The sequence below is a fragment of the Sulfurovum sp. genome, from assembly GCF_015493435.1.
In the GTDB taxonomy this organism is placed as follows: Bacteria; Campylobacterota; Campylobacteria; order Campylobacterales; family Sulfurovaceae; genus Sulfurovum.
Genome location: NZ_WGDD01000022.1, coordinates 24,481 through 44,036, shown reverse-complemented (window position 1 = coordinate 44,036; position 19,556 = coordinate 24,481). Strand labels below are relative to the sequence as shown.

General features: G+C 42.9%; 22 protein-coding genes. All 22 read left to right on the top strand.

From position 1 onward, the window contains the following. A partial coding sequence (locus tag F8L24_RS03575; RefSeq protein ID WP_294951852.1) for a TonB-dependent receptor occupies positions 1-1,656 on the top strand: 1,656 nt, incomplete at its 5' end. Positions 1,657-1,843: 187 nt separating this feature from the next. After that, entirely contained in the window at positions 1,844-4,447 is a 2,604-nt protein-coding gene (nosZ, locus tag F8L24_RS03570; protein ID WP_294951849.1) for a Sec-dependent nitrous-oxide reductase, read from the top strand. Between the two features lie 203 nt (positions 4,448-4,650). Next, on the top strand, positions 4,651-5,433 hold the full coding sequence (locus tag F8L24_RS03565) for a cytochrome C (RefSeq protein WP_294951846.1): 783 nt from the start codon (positions 4,651-4,653) through the stop codon (positions 5,431-5,433). A 4-nt stretch (positions 5,434-5,437) separates the two neighbouring features. Continuing rightward, positions 5,438-6,658, top strand: a complete 1,221-nt coding sequence (locus F8L24_RS03560; RefSeq protein ID WP_294951861.1) for a nitrous oxide reductase family maturation protein NosD — start codon at positions 5,438-5,440, stop codon at positions 6,656-6,658. Beyond that, positions 6,658-7,482, top strand: a complete 825-nt coding sequence (locus tag F8L24_RS03555; RefSeq protein WP_294951844.1) for a 4Fe-4S dicluster domain-containing protein — start codon at positions 6,658-6,660, stop codon at positions 7,480-7,482. The genes F8L24_RS03560 and F8L24_RS03555 overlap by 1 nt, the downstream gene beginning before the upstream one ends. Next, on the top strand, positions 7,475-8,053 hold the full coding sequence (locus F8L24_RS03550; protein WP_294951841.1) for a hypothetical protein: 579 nt from the start codon (positions 7,475-7,477) through the stop codon (positions 8,051-8,053). The genes F8L24_RS03555 and F8L24_RS03550 overlap by 8 nt, the downstream gene beginning before the upstream one ends. Beyond that, positions 8,050-8,580: a c-type cytochrome gene (locus F8L24_RS03545; protein WP_294951838.1), complete on the top strand. Its 531-nt coding sequence runs from the start codon at positions 8,050-8,052 to the stop codon at positions 8,578-8,580. Before F8L24_RS03550 ends, F8L24_RS03545 begins: the two co-directional genes overlap by 4 nt. Before the next feature lie 52 nt (positions 8,581-8,632). Next, entirely contained in the window at positions 8,633-9,544 is a 912-nt protein-coding gene (locus tag F8L24_RS03540) for a NapH/MauN family ferredoxin-type protein (RefSeq protein ID WP_294951836.1), read from the top strand. Beyond that, positions 9,545-10,186, top strand: coding sequence for an ABC transporter ATP-binding protein (locus F8L24_RS03535; protein ID WP_365937961.1), 642 nt, complete (start codon positions 9,545-9,547; stop codon positions 10,184-10,186). Next, positions 10,173-10,646 (top strand): nitrous oxide reductase accessory protein NosL, encoded by a 474-nt coding sequence (locus tag F8L24_RS03530; RefSeq protein ID WP_294951833.1) that lies wholly within the window; start codon positions 10,173-10,175, stop codon positions 10,644-10,646. Before F8L24_RS03535 ends, F8L24_RS03530 begins: the two co-directional genes overlap by 14 nt. Next, positions 10,646-11,473, top strand: a complete 828-nt coding sequence (locus F8L24_RS03525; protein WP_294951830.1) for an ABC transporter permease subunit — start codon at positions 10,646-10,648, stop codon at positions 11,471-11,473. Before F8L24_RS03530 ends, F8L24_RS03525 begins: the two co-directional genes overlap by 1 nt. A 10-nt stretch (positions 11,474-11,483) precedes the next feature. Next, a complete protein-coding gene (locus F8L24_RS03520) occupies positions 11,484-11,966 on the top strand; it encodes a nitrous oxide reductase accessory protein NosL (RefSeq protein WP_294951827.1) in 483 nt (160 codons plus the stop codon). Positions 11,967-12,093: 127 nt separating this feature from the next. Beyond that, the gene (locus F8L24_RS03515; protein WP_294951824.1) at positions 12,094-12,615 is read left to right on the top strand and encodes a PAS domain-containing protein; all 522 of its coding nucleotides are present in this window, start codon (positions 12,094-12,096) and stop codon (positions 12,613-12,615) included. A 55-nt stretch (positions 12,616-12,670) separates the two neighbouring features. Next, positions 12,671-13,408, top strand: coding sequence for a nitrous oxide reductase accessory protein NosL (locus tag F8L24_RS03510; protein WP_294951821.1), 738 nt, complete (start codon positions 12,671-12,673; stop codon positions 13,406-13,408). A 143-nt stretch (positions 13,409-13,551) separates the two neighbouring features. After that, positions 13,552-14,226 (top strand): nitrous oxide reductase accessory protein NosL, encoded by a 675-nt coding sequence (locus F8L24_RS03505; RefSeq protein ID WP_294951819.1) that lies wholly within the window; start codon positions 13,552-13,554, stop codon positions 14,224-14,226. Next, complete coding sequence (locus F8L24_RS03500) at positions 14,227-14,481, top strand: hypothetical protein (RefSeq protein ID WP_294951817.1); 255 nt, start codon at positions 14,227-14,229, stop codon at positions 14,479-14,481. Then, complete coding sequence (locus F8L24_RS03495) at positions 14,471-15,649, top strand: FtsX-like permease family protein (protein WP_294951814.1); 1,179 nt, start codon at positions 14,471-14,473, stop codon at positions 15,647-15,649. Before F8L24_RS03500 ends, F8L24_RS03495 begins: the two co-directional genes overlap by 11 nt. Positions 15,650-15,740: 91 nt before the next feature. Next, positions 15,741-16,427, top strand: coding sequence for an ABC transporter ATP-binding protein (locus F8L24_RS03490; RefSeq protein ID WP_294951811.1), 687 nt, complete (start codon positions 15,741-15,743; stop codon positions 16,425-16,427). Continuing rightward, a complete protein-coding gene (locus F8L24_RS03485) occupies positions 16,420-17,388 on the top strand; it encodes a hypothetical protein (RefSeq protein WP_294951808.1) in 969 nt (322 codons plus the stop codon). Before F8L24_RS03490 ends, F8L24_RS03485 begins: the two co-directional genes overlap by 8 nt. Then, entirely contained in the window at positions 17,385-17,888 is a 504-nt protein-coding gene (locus tag F8L24_RS03480; protein ID WP_294951806.1) for a hypothetical protein, read from the top strand. Before F8L24_RS03485 ends, F8L24_RS03480 begins: the two co-directional genes overlap by 4 nt. A 127-nt stretch (positions 17,889-18,015) precedes the next feature. After that, positions 18,016-18,243 carry an acyl carrier protein gene (gene acpP, locus F8L24_RS03475; protein ID WP_012083936.1) on the top strand — a complete coding sequence of 76 codons (228 nt, stop codon included), beginning with the start codon at positions 18,016-18,018 and terminating at the stop codon, positions 18,241-18,243. A gap of 94 nt (positions 18,244-18,337) precedes the next feature. Beyond that, a complete protein-coding gene (locus F8L24_RS03470; protein WP_294951799.1) occupies positions 18,338-19,555 on the top strand; it encodes a beta-ketoacyl-ACP synthase II in 1,218 nt (405 codons plus the stop codon). Position 19,556 lies beyond the last annotated feature (1 nt).

Below are 19,556 nucleotides of genomic sequence, written 5' to 3'. Positions count from 1 at the left end.
CCGTATGATGTGGAGAATTTCGGTGCACTGAGTGCCAACGTCGATGTTGAAACACTGAAGCCCACCAAAGAGCTGCATGGTGATGCCAATCTGAACTTTGGAAGCTGGGATTACAAAAAAGCTTCTGCGATGATCAGCGGCGGTACAGAACGCATCAGATTTCTTCTGAGTGCTTCGGGAGAACGCGGCGGACAGTATAAAGATGGCGACGGCAACGATTTTGCGCAGCAGATGGATAACTATATCGCCCAGAACCTGAATGGAAATCCGGTACACGACAAAAAGCTGAAAGGACAGGCACTTCTGCCGCAGTACCGTGACATGGATGCTTTTACCAAAAAGACCGTTCTGGCAAAAATGTTTTGGGATATTACAGATACACAGCAGCTGAAACTGAGCTATACGGGTAACAGAAGTGACGATATACTCTACCCGACAACACCGATGGATGCCCTGTATGATAATTCCAATATCTACAATGCCAAATATATCCTCAAAGACCTGGGAAGCTATTCCAAAGAACTTGATATTCATCTGTACAAATCAGATGTGGACCACCCTATGAGCAATATGTACAGAAAAGCTTCCCGTATGATGCTGATGAAAAACTGGCTGACAACCGATACACAGGGGGCCAGGATCAAAAACAGGTTCGACCTTGACAACCATGAGCTAACAGTAGGCATAGACTACAGTCTGCGCAACTGGAATGGTGCTTATTATGGGAAAAATGACAGATATAAAGGTATCAGTATTCCGGATGTCGATACTGAAAATATTGCTTTTTTTGCCAAAGACAAGATACATTTGGACAAATGGGAAGTCGATCTTGGCCTGAGATATGACGATACATCGGTCAAGCCCGGTCTGGGTACGCTGCAGAGCAATGACTACAATGCCTTGAACGGCAATGTACTGTTAACCTATCATGTGGATGAAAAAACAAAACTCTATGGCGGGGCAGGCCGTTCTTCCCGGGTTCCTGACGGACGCGAGCTCTATTTCCAAAAAGCGGGTAAAGTACTGGGCACCCCTACACTCGACCTTGTGACCAATACGGAATTTGACATTGGCGGGGAAACACAGTTTGAAGATGCGACACTCAAGGCAAAATTCTTTTACAGTCAACTGGGCGACTTTATCTTCTACAATGCAGACAAAATGACCAACCGTTTTGAAAATATGGATGCGAAACTGTATGGTTTTGAAGTAAGCGGAACGTATATTTTGACCGAGACCATGTACACGGATGCCGCTCTTTCTTACCAACGAGGTGAGAAAGATCATCCTCTAAGCGGACAGACCGGGACCAATATGCCTGAGATCCCGCCGATGAAACTGGTCGCGGGGATCAACTTTGAAGAGCCGGATGACTATCTGCTTCGTGCCGAAGTCGTTGCTGCAGGTGCATGGAAAGACTATGATGCAGACAACGGTGAACAGTATTTGCCCGGCTATGCGGTTGTCAACCTGAAAGGGAGCAAAACATTTGCAGATCACTTTGAAGTGACGGTAGGGGTAGACAACCTCTTCGGTAAAACCTATGCTGTTTCAAATACCTATGAAGATCTGACCCTCATTTCCGGCGGCGGTGAAGTGATGCTTATGAACGAACCCGGACGCTATGTCTACACCAACCTGAGCTATAAATTTTAAATAGACATACAGGGTGATATATTTACCCTGTATACCTTGCAAATGCTGCATGTAAAAAACTCCTAAGTGTTAAATTAGTGTTAAATTCTTGACACAGGTCAATCATATTTATTATTATAATAAGGTATAATGTCCACATGGGCAATGATACTGTCGTATGATTGACTAAAATTTTTAGGAGGAAAGAATGAGCTACAAGTTAAGCAAATTTACATCACTTGTTCTAGGTTCTGCACTGAGTGTGACAACACTTTTCGGTGGAGGAGCCTTGGATAAAGTAATGAAAGAAAGAGGTTTGACACAGGCAGATCTGCTCGCAGCAGCGAAAACCTATACGCCGAGCGGCGGACGTGACAAATATATCGTATTCAGTTCGGGAGGACAGTCCGGACAAATGATGGTATATGGCGTACCGTCCATGAGAATACTCAAATATATCGGTGTCTTTACCCCGGAGCCTTGGCAGGGATGGGGTTATGACGATGATACCAAAAAAATATTGGCGGAAGGTAATATCAGAGGGAAGAAGATCACATGGGGAGATACCCACCACCCGGCACTTTCCGAGACTAACGGTAAATATGACGGTAAATGGCTGATCATTAATGACAAAGCCAATCCGCGACTTGCCGTGATTGACTTGAACGACTTTGTCACCAAGCAGATCGTAGTAAACCCTGTATTCAAATCCGATCATGGTGGTGCATTCTTTACGCCGGATTCCAAGTATATTCTGGAAGCATGTCAGTACGGTGCACCGCTCGACAACAATTACCACCCGATGGATGAGTATAAAGAGACATACCGCGGCGGTGTGACTGTCTGGAGTTTCAACCACGACAAGGGTAGGATCCAGCCAGACAAATCATTTACAATTGAAATGCCTCCTTACATGCAGGATCTCTCCGATGCCGGTAAAGAAGCCAGTTACGGTTGGGGTTTCACCAACTCATTTAACTCCGAAATGTATACCGGCGGTATCGAAAAAGGACTTCCTCCGTTTGAAGCGGGATGTTCAAGAAACGATACGGACTTTTTGCATGTCTACAACTGGAAAAAACTGGCAGAGTTGGCCAAAGATGACAAAAATGTAAAAATCATCAACGGGGCACGTGTCATTCCTATAGATGTGGCGGTTAAAAACAATGCTCTCTTCCTGGTCCCCGAGCCTAAATCACCGCACGGTGTAGATGTCACTCCGGACGGTAAATATATTGTAGTCTGCGGTAAACTTGACACCCATGCGACTGTGTATGATTTTGCGAAGATCATGGATTTGATCAAAAACAAAGACTATGCAGGAAAAGATCCGTACGGTATCCCTATCCTCGATATGAAAAAAGCCATGCATTGCCAGGCAGAGCTGGGTCTCGGGCCGTTACATAACCAGTTTGGTCCAAAGTGGAAAACAGAGGGCGAGATCTATACTTCTCTCTATGTTGACTCCCAGGTTGTCAAATGGGATTACCTGACATGTAAAGTAGAAGACAGACAGAACGTAAACTACAACATCGGCCACCTTTGCGGAATGGAAGGTAAAACAGAAGATCCTCAGGGTGAGTATATCATTGCACTGAACAAACTCGCGATCGACAGATTTAACGAAATCGGGCCATTGCATCCGCAGAACCACCAGCTGATCGATATCCGCGGTAAAAAGATGCAATTGCTTTACGATATGCCGGTACCTCTTGGAGAACCGCACCAGGCAGTAGCGATCAGAGCAAGCAAACTGCACCCTGAAGTACGTTACAAAATGGGTACCAATGCCTTTACCGGTAAAGTGCATGTAGGTAAAACACTTGCCGGTCAGGAAAAAATCGTCAGAAAAGGCAACCATGTATATGTTTACGGAACCGTGGTCAGATCACATATCAACCCTGAGCATGTTACAGTAAACAAAGGCGATACGGTTACTTTCTATCTGACAAACCTCGAAAGAGCGGAGGATGAAACACACGGATTTACGGTGGATCAGTACAATGTACACACATCACTCGAACCGGGTAAAACAGTTGCAGTTACATTCAAAGCAGACCGTGAAGGTGTATTCCCTTACTACTGTACGGAATTCTGTTCAGCGCTTCACTTGGAAATGATGGGTTACCTTTTGGTGAAAGATCCAAATAAAAAATATACAGCGGCTAAAAAGCTTAAAATGGCAAAAATGAGTCCTGCACAGCTTAAAAAAGAGTATGATCAGACTGTTGCGGTAAACAATGCAACAGACAAAGTCATCCAGAGTGTTGTGAAGTTCCTCAAAGAGAACCATTACGAGAAGTATCCGACAATCAAAGCCTTGGTGGAAGATGCGTTAGACCAGTACGGAAAGATCGCAGAGCAGAAGAAAAAAGCGGATGAAGCGGTGAAAGCCGGCAATCTGAACAAAGCGATCCTGTTCGAAAATATGATCTGGCAGTACATGGTTAAAACAGCCGACGTCGGTATTCGTGCGAAAGACCTTCTGGTCAAGAAAGTAGCGAAACCTATGAGCCCTGCTGCAAAACGCGGTGAAGCAGCGTATCTTGAAGGCGGATGTAACGGATGTCACGTTATCGGGAAAGTAAGTTCCGGACCGGATTTGACAGGTGTACTTCAAAGACATGAAAATGCCGAGAAGTGGGTTACCGGATGGATCATGCATCCAGAAACAATGTATAGCAACCCATACATCAAATCTATGATCAACTACTTCAATCTCCGTATGCCTAACCAGGGTATGACAGAGCAACAGACAAAAGATATTATCGAATATCTCAAGTGGATCGACGAGAATGCGAATCTCTTCTAGGATCTACACTGCATAAAGGGCATTTCTTTGCCCTTTGTGTCTTACACTATAATCTTCACTTATTTACAGAAAATATAATTTATCTTGATACCTATCAAGCCTATTCGCAGGAGAATGAGGTAAAATATAACTAACGATATATAGGTATTTCAAAGAGCTTGGTACATTGAAGCTTTTTGGCATATCTAAAAGAAAGGATACACATGAGTTCTTTGGCAAAGTCAAGAATATTTACACTGCTGGCACTCGGAATACTGCTTTACTGGTTCGTCATTCCTGCAGTGTTCACGCATAATGTCGTCGAAATGGGGCGTCAGGGAAAAGGAGACAAACTTTCTGCACTTACAGTAGATACATGGGATTATTATCAGAAGGGGCGGTATGTCTCTCCCAATATTCCCAAAGAAGATGCGGACAGTCTGAAAAAAAGGATCGCAGACGACATGGAGTTGAATGTGGTCACTGCGCCTATCTGGTATGTTTCTCTTGAAGCACCGAATTATCCCAAAGATGCATTTCCGGAAGGGATCCCTGTCTTTTACCATTTTGACGGATTCAGCGGAGATGTGCATGAAATGAATACGATCAATCACTATATCGGCATGGATCCGATGGAAAGAGGGGCACCGTATCTTCGTATGCTTGCACCGTATGCCCTGATCTTCGTAGCGTGGCTCATGGCAATGTTCATGATCTACAATAACAGAATATTCAATCTTCTGATGTTGATACCTGTGGCACTGCCTGTTGTATTCATAGGGTTTTATTCCTATTGGCTCTACTGGTTCGGTCACCACATGCATGCCTGGGGCGCATTCAAGATCAAACCGTTCACCCCTACGGTATTTGGTGACGGGAAAGTGGCACAGTTTACGACACACTCCTATCCGTCACTGGGTTTCTGGCTTCTGGTCGCGATAAGTATACTGAGTATTTTGGCACTGGCTTCAAAACGAAAATACCAGAAAAGCAGACAAGCAGCCTAAAATGATATACAAGTTTATAGTCTCTCTTATGGTACTGTCGCATCTGTTATGGGCGAATAATGCACTTCAGGAGGCTATTGACAAGGCAAAACCGGGATCAAAGCTGGAACTTCCGGCCGGGATCTATCATGGTAATATCGTTATCAACAAACCTTTGATCATTGACGGGAAAGACCAGAACGCGATAATTGAAGGTGACGGCAAAGGTACGGTAGTTACGATTGGCAGTTCGCGCGTAACGCTCAAGAACCTGACCATCAGGCACAGCGGTGCAGAACATGAACGGGTAGATGCAGGTATTTCTATGAACAAAGTGCAGCAGTGCACGGTCGAGAACTGCAAGATAGTTGACTGCCTTTTCGGCATTGATATGGCCCAGGTAACACGCTCCGAGATCAACGGGAACTATATTGAGTCCAAGCCTTTTGCACTTGGACTCAGAGGGGACGGTGTGCGTCTATGGTACAGCAATGACAACCATTTAAGCAAGAACCATCTTTACAAGTCACGTGATTTTGTGGTATGGTATTCGCATGGAAACCTCATAGAAAAGAACCGGGGTGAATATGGACGCTACTCGCTCCATTTTATGTATACCGGCAAAAACATCGTCAAAAATAATGTATATAAACACAATTCTGTAGGTATTTTTTTTATGTATTCGCAAGATACGGTAGCGACAGGAAATATTATCGAAAATTCTTTGGGTACGACAGGACTGGGTATAGGCATGAAGGATGCAAGCAATTTTGTCCTGAAAGACAATACGATCATCTATTGCGCAAGAGGTCTGTTCATAGACAGGTCGCCCTATGAACCCGATACGGTCAATATTATAGAGGGAAACCGGATCATTTACAACAGTGAAGGGATCCATTTTCACTCTTTGAGCCTGCATAACAAATTTCTGGACAATACTTTCAAGGGCAATATTGAGAATGTTACGAACGATTCCTACAACAGTAAAGTTACCGAAAATCTGTTTGACGGAAATTACTGGGATGATTATGAAGGATTTGACCGGAACGGTGACGGTATAGGTGACAGACCGTACAACTATTATGCCTATGCAGACAAAATCTGGCTTCTCAATCCAAACGTCAAGTTTTTTTACGGTTCGCCTGTGATCTCCATATTGAATTTTCTGGCAAAACTGGCTCCGTTTTCAGAGCCGGTACTGCTTTTGAGCGATAAGCATCCCAAAATGTATGAAGGACAAGTGTAATGGAAAAAAAAGTGCAAAACATGACTTCAAAAGAAGAGAAAAAAAGACGACAGTTTATGAAGCAGGCTGCGGGACTTGGTGTACTTGGCATTGCAGCAGCAGGCGGAATATGGGCTGCCAAAGATTTCAAACCGCATAAAGAGAGACTGCGTCCGCCCGGAGCGGTAGAAGAAGACAGGTATCTTACGATGTGTATCAAATGCGGACAGTGTCTGCAGGTCTGTCCGTATGATGCGATTAAACTGGAAGACATAGAGGGTGAAGCAGGTGTGGGAACAGCCTACATTGCACCGCTGGAAAGAGGATGCTATCTATGCGAAGCCTTTCCCTGTGTCTTGGCCTGTCCGACCGGTGCGCTTGACCATGAATCCAATGTCATAGAAAAAGTGCATATGGGTATGGCCATTGTCGTGAATGAAAGTGCCTGTCTTGCGCTGACCAACAAGAAGGTGACAGAAGAGATGATCGGCAGGATCTACGATCATACCAAAGTCATTACGGCGCAGGAACGAAGGAACAGAAAAGTAGAAATTTATGCCAACGACACGGAAAAAGTCAAACTCCAGAAAGAGCTTCTGGAAAAGCTGGGTAAGCAGGAAGGCAAAAACTGCAGTATCTGTGCCGATCTGTGTCCGTTCGAGCCTGATCCGAGCCATGCGATAGGAATGATCTCGAAAGACGGAGGGCTTTTCCCGGAAATTCGGGAAGCCTGTGTCGGATGCGGTGCCTGTGTGGAACTGTGTCCGACGAAAGTATTGCAAGTACTTCCGCGCGCAACCTATGCTGAAGTATATGAAAAAAAGAAAGGAAGCAAAAATGCGTAACAGAGTATGGGTCGTGTCGCTCGGGGCAGTACTGCTCTGTCTAAGCGGATGCAGCAAAGACCAGTCGAAAGAATCGACACAGAAAACAGGAAAAGCCGGGAGTATTGTTGTGACGGAAGGTGCGGTCAAAGCACTGAAAAAAGAAGGAAAGTCAAAAGAGAACAGCGGACAGTTCTATTATTCATACAATAAAGAGAATGACAAAAAAGAAAGCGATTACAACAGTGAAACTTCAAAAGTCAGAACAGAGCTCGATGCCTACAGAGATATCCGTTCTCCCTATGAACGGGTACGGATCACACTGATGGTCAAACAGCTCAGTCCGGATTACCGTCTGCTTTGTTCCGCGTGTCATGATGACTATGCGAACGGAGTGATAGGACCGGCCCTTCTCGATAAAAATGCCACGTTTATCTTTAATCAGATTATGGCATTTAAAACAGGCGAGAAGAAAAATGAATTGATGAAAGACCTTGTAACACGTATAGATGAGACAAGACTGAAAAATATCGCCAATGAGATAGACAGATTCAACAAAGCAATTAAAAAAATGAGGAGTAACCCACAATGAAACATATCTTAGCTGCAATCGTAACGATACTTGCACTCGGTGCAATGTTCATGATATACCAATCTGACAGAGAAGTGAACAAAGTAGGAGAGATCAGTAAAATGATTGCGAAATCAGAGATCAAAGTACACTTGGACAATACGGCACCTGTTCAGGAAGAATCGGCTGCTTCCCGTGAAGCGTCAAAAGCCGATCTTGAAAAAGAGCAGGAGAAAAAGAAGAAAGAGCTTGATGAAAAACTGCAGGCATTGAAAAACAAGGCAGGAAATGTTGCTGCATTCAAAGTCAGCCCGCTTTACAAACAAAAATGTTCTTCCTGCCACGGTGTGAATGGAGGCGGTATCATCGGTCCGAAACTCAGAGGTCTCAGTGCAGAAACAGTATATAAAGATCTTGGGGACTTCAAGTCCGGGGTAAGAAAAAATTATGTAATGTACGGATTGCTCAGTAAAATGAATGACGGCCAGCTCAAAGAGCTTGCAGATGAAATCGGTACATTCGAACAAAAGTATAAAGCACAACAGTAAGACAGAAACAGTGGCTCAGTCACTGTTTTGAAGCCGCATAAAAGGATAACAAATGGATAGATATAACGGTAGCGTCAAAGAACTGATCAATGCGTCTTTGCTGAGTACCTTGTACTATAAAACCAAAAAGGGCAAGTTCCGGCTGACCATAAGAGCATGGAGATGGCTGAGTGTGATTATTATCAATCTCCTGTTTTTCCTCTCTTTTCATATCGATATGCAATTGCTTGAAGGAACGTTGAACGGGTCCAGACTTTTCGGGTTTCACCTGATAGATCCCTTTACCGCACTGGAAATATTTGCGGCAGAACATCATTTTCATGTCAATGTCATTATCGGAAGTGCAACGCTGATCATTTTTTACTTTCTTGTCGGAGGCAAGGCATACTGCGCATGGGTCTGCCCCTACGGCTTTCTCAGCGAAATAGGTGAACGTATCCATCAGATACTTGTCCGAAAGAAGATCATCAAAGAACATCGGTTCAATCCGAATATACGTTTTATATTCTGGGCTATTTTTTTGATCGCCGCAGCTGTAGACGGCTATCTTGTTTTTGAAGTGATCAACCCTATCGGTTACCTGAGCCGTGCCATCACATACGGATGGAGTCTCGCTGCTGTCTGGGTGCTTGTAGTGCTTTCCATTGAAATTTTTTATTCGAGAAGAGCATGGTGCAAGTATATCTGTCCGGTAGGAACAACCTACAATATGCTCGGATGGGTCAGCATGACCAAAGTCAAATGGGATATGGACAAGTGCGACCACTGCGGTGCCTGTCTGAATGCCTGTTTTGAAGATCATGTGCTTGAATTCATTAAACCCAAACATGATAAAGAACGAACAGAAAAAGGTGTGACCACACAACTTGTTGTCAATGGTGACTGTACAATGTGCGGACGCTGTTTTGATGTATGCCATACCGATGCATACAATTATGAATTCAGATTGAAGGATTTAGTATAAATGTTGGTTGTAGCCGAAAAAGTGAGCAAACAGTTCATGGGAAGCAAAGTACTTGACTCTGTGAATATAACGATAAACAAAGGCGACCGTATCGCGATGATGGGGCCAAACGGTGCAGGAAAAACCACATTGGTACGCGCCATGCTCGGGTTTTATCATATCAACAGCGGAAAGATTACCGTAAACGGTCATGATCCGGTAAAAGAAAGAGTAAAGGTTTTGGAGAACATCAGCTTTATCCCCCAGCTGCCGCCGCCGGTAAAGCTTAGTATTGAAGAATTGCTGCTGTACATCGGGCGCAGTTCAGGTATTCCCAGGGAGAGAGTTCTGCAGGAAGCCGGCAGGATGGACCTTGATATCCAAAAACATATCAGCAAACCTTTTTTCAAGCTTTCCGGCGGAATGAAACAGAAACTTCTGATCGCCATTGCACTCTCCAAAGAGAGCGATTTGCTTATTTTTGATGAACCCACAGCCAATCTTGACCCGAAAGGACGTGAGAAATTCTATGAACTCCTCACCGAGATAGACGAAAGCTGTTCTACCCTCTTCATTACACACAGGCTTGACGAAATAAAAGGTTTGGTAAACCGTCAGATATATATGGATCTCGGAAAGGTGGTAGAAGATGAAAAAATTTAGTTTTTTGCTGCTGCTGGGTTTTCTAATGGTGCTGGGCTTTTCCGGATGTGAGAAAAAAACGGTAGGCGGTGCCGTGCAAATGCACTGGGACCGAGATATGTGCGAACGCTGTAAAATGGCTATAAGCGAACGTAAATTTGCCGTACAGATCATTGCGCCAAAGACAGGCAAAGCCTATAAATTCGATGATATCGGCTGTGCCGTACTCTGGCTGGAAGAAGAAAAAATACCCTGGAAAAAAGAAGCGAACATTTGGGTCACTGATGCCAAAACAGGAAAGTGGATCAATGCACGCAAAGCCTTGTATGTTTCAGGTGCAATCACACCGATGGCATACGGTTTTGCCGCCTACAGCAAAGAAACCCTTCCCCCAGGCTCAAAGGTGCTTGACTATCAGAGTATTGTCAAGCAGATCGAAAAGATCGAGCAGTCTAATTCCAAGAAAGTAAAGGCGTACTGATGAAAAATCTTTTTCTTGTTGCATATCTGGATGTCAAAGAATCATTGCGTTCGAAATGGTTTTATGTCTATTCTGTCGTTTTTGGCGGCTTGATGGCGCTTTTCTTTATCAGCGGTGTTTCGGACTCTGTTGTCATGGGGTTTACCGGCTTGAGCCGTATGCTGCTGATCTTTATACAAGTCACCATTATCATCCTGCCTATTTTCATTCTCATTACTACGGTCAAATCGATTTCCGGAGACAGAGAAAGCAATGTCCTTGAATATATGCTCTCCTTTCCGGTATCGCTGAAAGACTATTACTGGGGCAAAATGCTCGGCCGCTTCCTGACTGTTTTCATGCCGGTTTTTCTTGCGTTGCTGCTGGGTGTTGTTTTCGGTCTTTTAAAAGGCGGAGCACTTCCATGGAAAATGGTTTTTCTCTACTCGGCGTTTCTGTTTTCACTGAGTTTTGTTTTTCTTGGACTTGCCTTTTTCCTCTCTACCCTTGTCAAATCGACCGATATTGCCCTGGGCGGCTCGTTCGTTGTATGGATCGTCATGCTGGCGTTTATCGATATCGGACTGATAGGATTGATGCTGCAGAACAGAATGAATGACGGATTGATCGTATTTCTGGCCATGCTCAACCCCATAGAAGTCTTCCGTATCGGGGCCATTTCGCTGTTCGATCCCGAGTTGACGGTCATCGGACCGGTTGCCTATTATATTCTCGATACACTCGGTTCGACCTGGCTGATCATTTATGCGATCTTCTATCCGATAGTCATTGGTGCACTGTTATCCTATTTTGGATATATTGCATTTAGAAAAAAAGATCTTTTGTAAGGAGAGACAGATGATAAAAAAAATCGTGTTGGGAATGATCCTGGGAATAGGGATCCTCTTCGCCCAGGCGCCGTTTTCCGGGAAGATCATACTGCTTGATCAGAATGCAACAGATCCTGTCTATATTCTGCCGTTGAAAAAGTATGACAAATGGCTGTGTGAAGCAGAACTCAAAAATAAAAAGAAAATACAGTTTGTTTCTGTAAAATCAATGATGCAGGTAGCCCAGCATGAGCCGTATTTTAAAAAACATGGCCTTTTGAGTGCAGGTATCGATAAACTCTATGTCCAGGATTTCAATACGGGCAGAAGAATTGATGCGACCAAAGCTGTATATGTCTTCGGGAGCAGAATAACCGGTCCTCATGGCGACGACCTGATCCCGTTCGAATCAGAAACCAATGCAAAACTTTTTATGATGAAGAATGGGGGAACCAAAATCCTTCCCTTTACGAAGTTAAGCAAAGGACTGATACGCTACCTGGATATGTAAGCAGCGCAAAAGACCGTGAACGGCTTCACGATCTTGGCTGTGAAACCGAACAGTAGAGCATAGCGACACGCGAAAGCGGGGAATATACATTCATAATAGTGCTATGACCTAAAAAAGGAGTAATGAGATGAAACGACCAGAACCCATTGATGAAGAGATAGAGCTTAAAAACAATGTTTATATAGAGAGTGATACCGACCTGAAAGGTATTATCACCTATGTCAATGACTACTTTGCAGAAATATCCCGTTATACCAAAGAGGAGCTGATCGGGCAGCCGCACAGTATTGTGCGTCATCCCGATATGCCCAAAATCCTTTTTAAGATTCTTTGGGACCGCATCCAGAATGGGCACAATTTTATTGCAGCGGTTAAAAATCTTGCCAAAGACGGCAGATACTACTGGGTTTTTACCGATTTTGATATTTTGAGGGACGAAGAGGGAAATCCGACCGGATACAAAGCGTCGCGGAAAAAAATATCGAAGCATGTTACCGATGTACTTGACCCGCTCTATAAAAAACTGGTAGAAGTAGAGAAAGAAGGAGGGATGGAAGCTTCCGAAACGTACCTGAATGACTTTCTCCGCTCGTACGGTGATGATATTACTGTTGACAATCTGCTCGAAGAGATCCATAGACTGTATTAACATTAATTTAACACTAATGTATTATAATATTTTATCAAAATAATAAGGATAGGATATGAAAAAACTGTTATTGGCTGTATTGGTATTGGGGACTATAATAAGCTTTTCGCATGCTGAGATGAAATGCGCGGCAGGTAAATGTGGAGCTGCAATGAAACAGGCAGGTCAGCCTAAAAAAATGATTAAAATGTTTCAGGCGGTACCAAAAGGAAAGGCCACTCTTTTACAGGAAGGTAAAGCTAAAGCATTCTGTCCTGAATGTGGTATGACACTTCCAATGTTCTACAAAACAAATCATGCAGCTACTGTGAATGGTAAAGTGAAGCAGTATTGTTCTATTCACTGTTTGGCAGAAGATCTAAAAAAAGGCAGTAAGCTTACAGAGATGAAAGTGGTAGATGTAACAACACTGAAGTTCATCCCGGTAGAGAAAGCAACATATGTAGTGGGAAGCCGTAAAAAAGGGACAATGTCAGCAGTCAGTAAATATGCGTTTGCAAAAAAAGCAGATGCAGAAGCTTTTGCCAAAGTAAACGGTGGTAAAGTGACAGACTTTACCGGAGCACTTAAAGCAGCCAAAGCAGAGTTTGCCAAAGATAGTAAGATGATTGCCAAAAAACAGGCAATGATGGCTCAAAAAGGGAAAATGATGTATGGTAAAATGTGCCAGAAAACCGATAAGAAGTTTGTTTCTACTGCTGAAGCAAAAGCATTTATTGTAAGTAATAAGCTGTGTAAAGGGTTGAATGGCAAACAATTACAGGCTATTGGATTGTATCTGAAAAACAGATAATGTGTGCATAGTGTTGTATGACTCAGCAGTTAGTGCTTCGCTTGCACCGAATTTTCATACCTGTACCCTTACAATACTGAGAGATACAAAAATTATAGATTGATGGTGTTGTCATAAGACAACACCCTACAAGGGAAATGAAGATGGTAAAAATTATTTTTATAGCATTATGGAGTCTAATATCTCTCTTTGCAGATGAAAGTAATGCTGTCAAAGCAATGAAACTTGCACAAAAAGGGGAACGTATTGTCAAAGTGATGTGTGAGCAAAGTACGCTTCCCCATGCTGCAGGTAATATTGAAACAATTGAAAAAGAGATCCTTTCTTCCGGATCGTGTAAACATCTCTCTCCTGACAAACTGGAAGCAGTAGCCTATTATCTACAGCAGGGAAGCATCAAAGAGAACAGTCAGCATTTAGCAGTTCCTGATGATGCAAAATGTCCAGTATGCGGTATGTTCGTTTCCAAATATCCAAAATGGGCTGCAATGATGAAACATGATGGGAAAGTGTACTATTTTGATGGTGTAAAAGATATGATGAAGTATTATATCTTTGATGGAGATTTTCCCTATGACCGCAGTCATATTTCCGAAATGGTCGTTAGTGATTACTACACTATAGATGAAATTCCTGCAAAAGAAGCATTTTATGTGTTGGATGCAGATGTATTTGGGCCGATGGGACATGAACTGATAGCCTTTAAGGACAAAAAAAGTGCCCAGACATTCATGGCTGAACATCATGGTAAAAAGATTGTAAGATTTGGTGAAATTACCGGTAAAATGCTCATGGCATTAGATGGAATAGTGCAATAGATGATCAAGCCTTTTTTTGTATTGGTGACAATATTGTTTTTGTTAATAGGTATGGTAGCAGGGCATTATCTGCAGTATGACAGGAAAACACCGCAAGAGGCATTGCAGGGCATTAGTGCTGTGACAAATTTTTCTTCTCCTGCATTAAGTGTATCCTATTACGAACCGAGGATACTTTTTTATGAAACTGCTTCAAACCCTGCCTATCCCCAGATGCAGGCATTGAACAGAATGGATTTTGTCTATGAGAAATAATGCTTTTTTACATTTCTTGACCCTTTTGCTGTTTAAGCAGAAGAGTAAACATATCGGAGCAGTACTGATCTCGGTAATCATCATTTTTCTTTTAAGTGCAGTGCTATTCCTTTCTTCGTCTTTACAATATTCTCTTTTGTCCGCACTGCAGAAGCAGGGAGATTTTGTGGTGACCCGTATACAGGCAGGAAAACCTGCTAATACACCCGTAGCATGGGTTGATCAAATTCTGGGTATCAATGGTGTGACACACGTAGCACCCAGAATTTACGGAAGGTATTTTTTTGCTCCAAGAGAAAACGCTTTTTTGGTGGTTGGTATCGATTTTTTTGATGAACAGAACAATCAGGCATTGCAAAGACTTTTAAAAGATGTAGACCTGAAACGCTTTTTTTCCAAAGACAGTATGTTGGTAGGTGAGGGGGTCAGGAAATTTCTTGAGGCACATTATTTTAAAAATGATTTCACATTTAAAACCCCCAAAGGTACGTTTAAAAAAGTAAACATTTATCAAACCCTTCCAAAACAAGCTAACCTTATTGACAATGATATGATCATTATGCCTATAGAACTGGCCAGAGAGATTTTTGGTTTGGGAGAAGGTGAGGTGACCGATATTACCTTTAATGTGCCCAATGATGCCGAATGGGACAATATTATTACCAAACTGCATCTTCTCTTCTATGATGTTCGTGTCATAGAAAAAAGAGAAGTGAAAAAAGCCTACGAGAACCTCTATAATTACAAAGGAGGACTCTTTTTAATCCTTTATCTCGTAACCATTGTCACTTTTATGCTTATATTGTATCAGCGGTATTCCATGGTTTACTCTACAGAGCGCAAAGAGATAGGGATCCTTCGTGCGGTAGGCTGGAGTATTAAAGATATTCTGAAATTGAAATTTTATGAAAATCTTGTGATTGTTATAATAAGTTTTATCATAGGTGTTGTATTGGCATACCTGTATGTGTTTGTATTGAATGCACCATTGCTGAGCCATATTTTCCTTGGAGGCTCCAACCTTGCCAATCATGTTACCTTTGTGCCGGTTGTTAAGTTTGGGATACTGGGGTCGATCTTTCTTTTTTATGCAGTTCCGTTTTTGGCAGCGGTATTGATCCCGGCTTGGAAAGTTGCCGTGACACCACCCAAGGAGGCGATGCTGTGATAGTAGTGAGCAGCAAGGGAAGGTATTGCTTTGTATTGTTAAAATGCAGGGTGTTGTGTTTCTCAATACCAATGGTTACAAGGGATGGATTATGGTAGTTCTTAAAAATATCAATAAAATCTATAACGAGGGAACCCCTCAAGCATTTGAAGCACTTAAATCGATCAACCTAAGTGTTTCCCATGGAGAAACAGTTGTTTTAAGCGGGGTAAGCGGGAGTGGCAAGTCGACACTTCTTTCGCTGATTGCCGCACTCGATAAACCCAGCAACGGAAAGATTATGGTAAATGGAGAGTTGATCTCAAAACTGCCTGACCTGCATGCTTCAACGTATCGTGCAAAAACCATTGGCGTGATCTTTCAGCACTTTAATCTGTTAGAGTCACTCAGTGTAGAAGAGAATGTTATTGTCCCGCTGATCAATTCCGGATTTGATATGCAGACGATCAAAGTATTAGCGGATAAAAGTATGGAGTTATCAGCAATTTCACACAAAGCATCACAGGAAGTTAAAGCGCTCTCCGGTGGTGAAAAACAGCGTTGTGCAATCGCCAGAGCATTGATTCATGAACCTGAACTCATCCTTTGTGATGAGCCTACTGCCAATCTCGACAGAGCCAATTCCCTGAAATTCATAGAGATACTTCAATCATTGCATAACATGGGTAAAACGGTTATCGTTGCCACACATGACCCTTTGTTTGAAGGACTTTCTTTTGTGCGCAAAGTGGTACATATGGAAGATGGTACTATTGTAGAGGCAAAAGACAGTGAATGAGATACTCTTAAACAATGAAGTCATCGTTTATCTGCTTTCAGAGACAGTGCTTTATCTTCTTCTTTTTGTTGCATTTCTCGTGACTGTCGGGTTGGTTAAAAAGTGGAATTTTGACGCTTTTACCACAGAACAGTTCACTCTTGAAAACCGCTCCTATCTGGTTATGACCATTATCTTTTTTGGCATCGTGCTCAAGATCATATTGCTGCCCTATTTTGTCTATACCATCGATGCTCTTTCCGATCTTGTCCCCGGTGCGATGTGTGGTGCCGGTGTGATCAAGGCAAATGCCTACGGCAATCCTTTGCTGGCATTGAAAATAGTGATCCTCTTTCTGAGCGGACTGTGGCTCAGTATCAACAGTATAGACCTGAAAGCAAAGCGTTATCCCTACCTCAAACTGAAATCATGGTTTTTCCTCTTTATCTTTGTTCTGCTCAGTGCAGAATTTCTTTTGGACATACTCTACTTTACCCATATTGAAACCACAAATCCTGTCAGTTGCTGTTCTGTGATCTTCGGTCAAACAGGTGGTGCAAACAGCCTGCCGTTCGGGTTGGATATTCCTAAACTTCTGATGCTCTTTTATCTGCTTTTTGCATTGATCGTTTTGAGTCTGTTTTCCAACCTTTCCCTTGTCAGTGTGGCTTCAAGTATATTGTTCGTTGTGGTCGGATATTATGCGGTAGTCTATTTCTTCGGTACCTATATTTATGAACTCCCTACCCATAAATGTCCTTTCTGTATGTTGCAGGATCATTACCATTATGTCGGTTATGCTGTTTGGGGATTGCTGCTTTTGGGAACATTCTTTGCGATTGATTATGCGGTCATGAATGTTTTTTTTCACACTGTTTCACAAACTTTAAAGCGAATTGCAATAGTATTGCTAAGCATGTTTGTTTTTCTATGCAGCGGGTATGTGGCTGTTTATTATTTTAAAAACGGGGTATGGTTATGAAAAAAATAGTGATGAATATATTGACAGTTGCGGTGGTGATTGCCATTTTGGTGATACTGCTTCTCTCTTTTGGTAATGATCAAGGGGCAAAATATGTCTATAAAGGCAACAGTGCACATAAGATTATTAAGATCAAGCCCAAGGAGTATCAGTGTTCCGAATGTAATATGAATATTGAAGCAACGGCATATGAGGCACAGATTATTACCCAAGGGGGTGATACCTATTTCTTTGATGATATCGGGTGTGTGGTGCTCTGGCTGCAGAATCATAAGCCTGTCATTGCAAAGATCGTCACCAAAACACTTGATACACATCACTGGATAGATGTCAAAAAAGCATGGTATACGCGTATTGCACATGACCCTATGGGTTATGGATTTGCTGCGTATGAAAAGAAAAGTAAGGGTCTTATATCTTATGATGAAATGAAACTTTTAATGCTTCAAGGGAAAAATCTGCATGACCCTTTTGTAAAAAAGAAGCTCTTGGGACATTAATACATTCTACTTTGTATTCATAAAGAAAAAGTACCTGTTTTTTGATGAATAGAAAGGGGAACTAACTCCTTTTTATCATTTTTTTGCTATACTTGTGCGTATTTTAAACACAATTAAGGAGAAATCAATGGCATTATTTGATGATGTAAAAGAAGTAGTTGTAGAACAGCTGAACGTGAGCCCGGATGAGGTAAAAGAAGATTCTAAATTCGTAGAGGACCTTGGGGCAGACAGTCTTGATGTCGTTGAATTGGTTATGGCGCTCGAAGAGAAATTCGATATTGAAATCCCTGACGATCAGGCAGAAGCGATCGCTACTGTCGGTGATGCAATTAAATTCATCGAAAACGTATAAGCGTACTTCCCCTTTTTGGGGCGGTATAACATATGTCTCAGTCCATAGAGATGGATTGATATATATCTTAATTTAAGCAGAGACAGGAGAGACAGTGAGAAGAGTAGTAGTGACAGGTTTGGGAATGGTCAATTCTTTGGGACTCGACAAAGAGAGTGCATTTTCCGCGATCCTCGAGGGGAAATGCGGTATTAAAACAGTTGAACTGTTTGATCCGGAGAAACAGTCTTCCAAGATCGCAGGCGAGATCACTGATTTTGATCCTACGACAGTGATGGATGCCAAAGAGACCAAAAAAGCAGACAGATTTATACAGCTTGGGCTCAAAGCCTCTGCCGAAGCCATGGCAGATGCCGATTTTCCGGAAGATACAGACAGGGAAAGATTCGGTGTGGCTTCCGCTTCCGGGATCGGCGGATTGCCGAATATTGAAAAGAATGCGATCATATGTGAAACCAGAGGTCCAAGAAGAATTTCTCCGTTTTTCATTCCTTCCTCTCTCGTGAATATGCTTGGCGGGTTTGTCTCTATCTATCAGCAACTCAAAGGGCCGAACCTGTCTTCTGTTACCGCATGTGCTGCGGGTACTCATGCCATTGGCGAAGCGGCTAAATCCATTATGATAGGTACAGCGGACAAAATGCTTGTGATCGGGGCTGAATCTGCTATCTGTGCTTCCGGGATGGGCGGTTTTGCTGCGATGAAAGCACTCTCTACAAGGAACGATGACCCTCAGGCTTCTTCAAGACCGTTCGATGCAGACCGTGACGGTTTCGTCATGGGTGAGGGTGCCGGTGCGTTGGTACTTGAAGTGTACGAAGATGCCGTTGCACGCGGAGCAAAAATTTACGGCGAACTGGTCGGTTTTGGTGAAAGCGGAGATGCAAACCACATTACTACGCCGACAATGGATGGTCCTCTTCGTGCGATGAAAGGTGCCTATGAAATGGCAGGAAAACCGAAAATTGACTATGTCAATGCGCACGGTACTTCTACGCCGGTCAACGACAAAAATGAAACAGCGGCACTGAAAGAACTGTTCGGCGGAAAAGAGAACTGCCCACCGGTCAGTTCGACCAAAGGTCAGATAGGACACTGCCTCGGTGCAGCCGGTGCTATCGAAGCAGTCATCTCACTCATGGCAATGAGAGACGGCGTACTGCCTCCGACCATCAACTATACGACACCGGACGAGAACTGTGATCTTGACTATGTGCCGAATGAAGCAAGAAAAGCAGACGTCAATGTAGTAATGAGTAATTCTTTCGGTTTTGGCGGTACGAACGGTGTAGTCATTTTCAAGAAAATTTAAG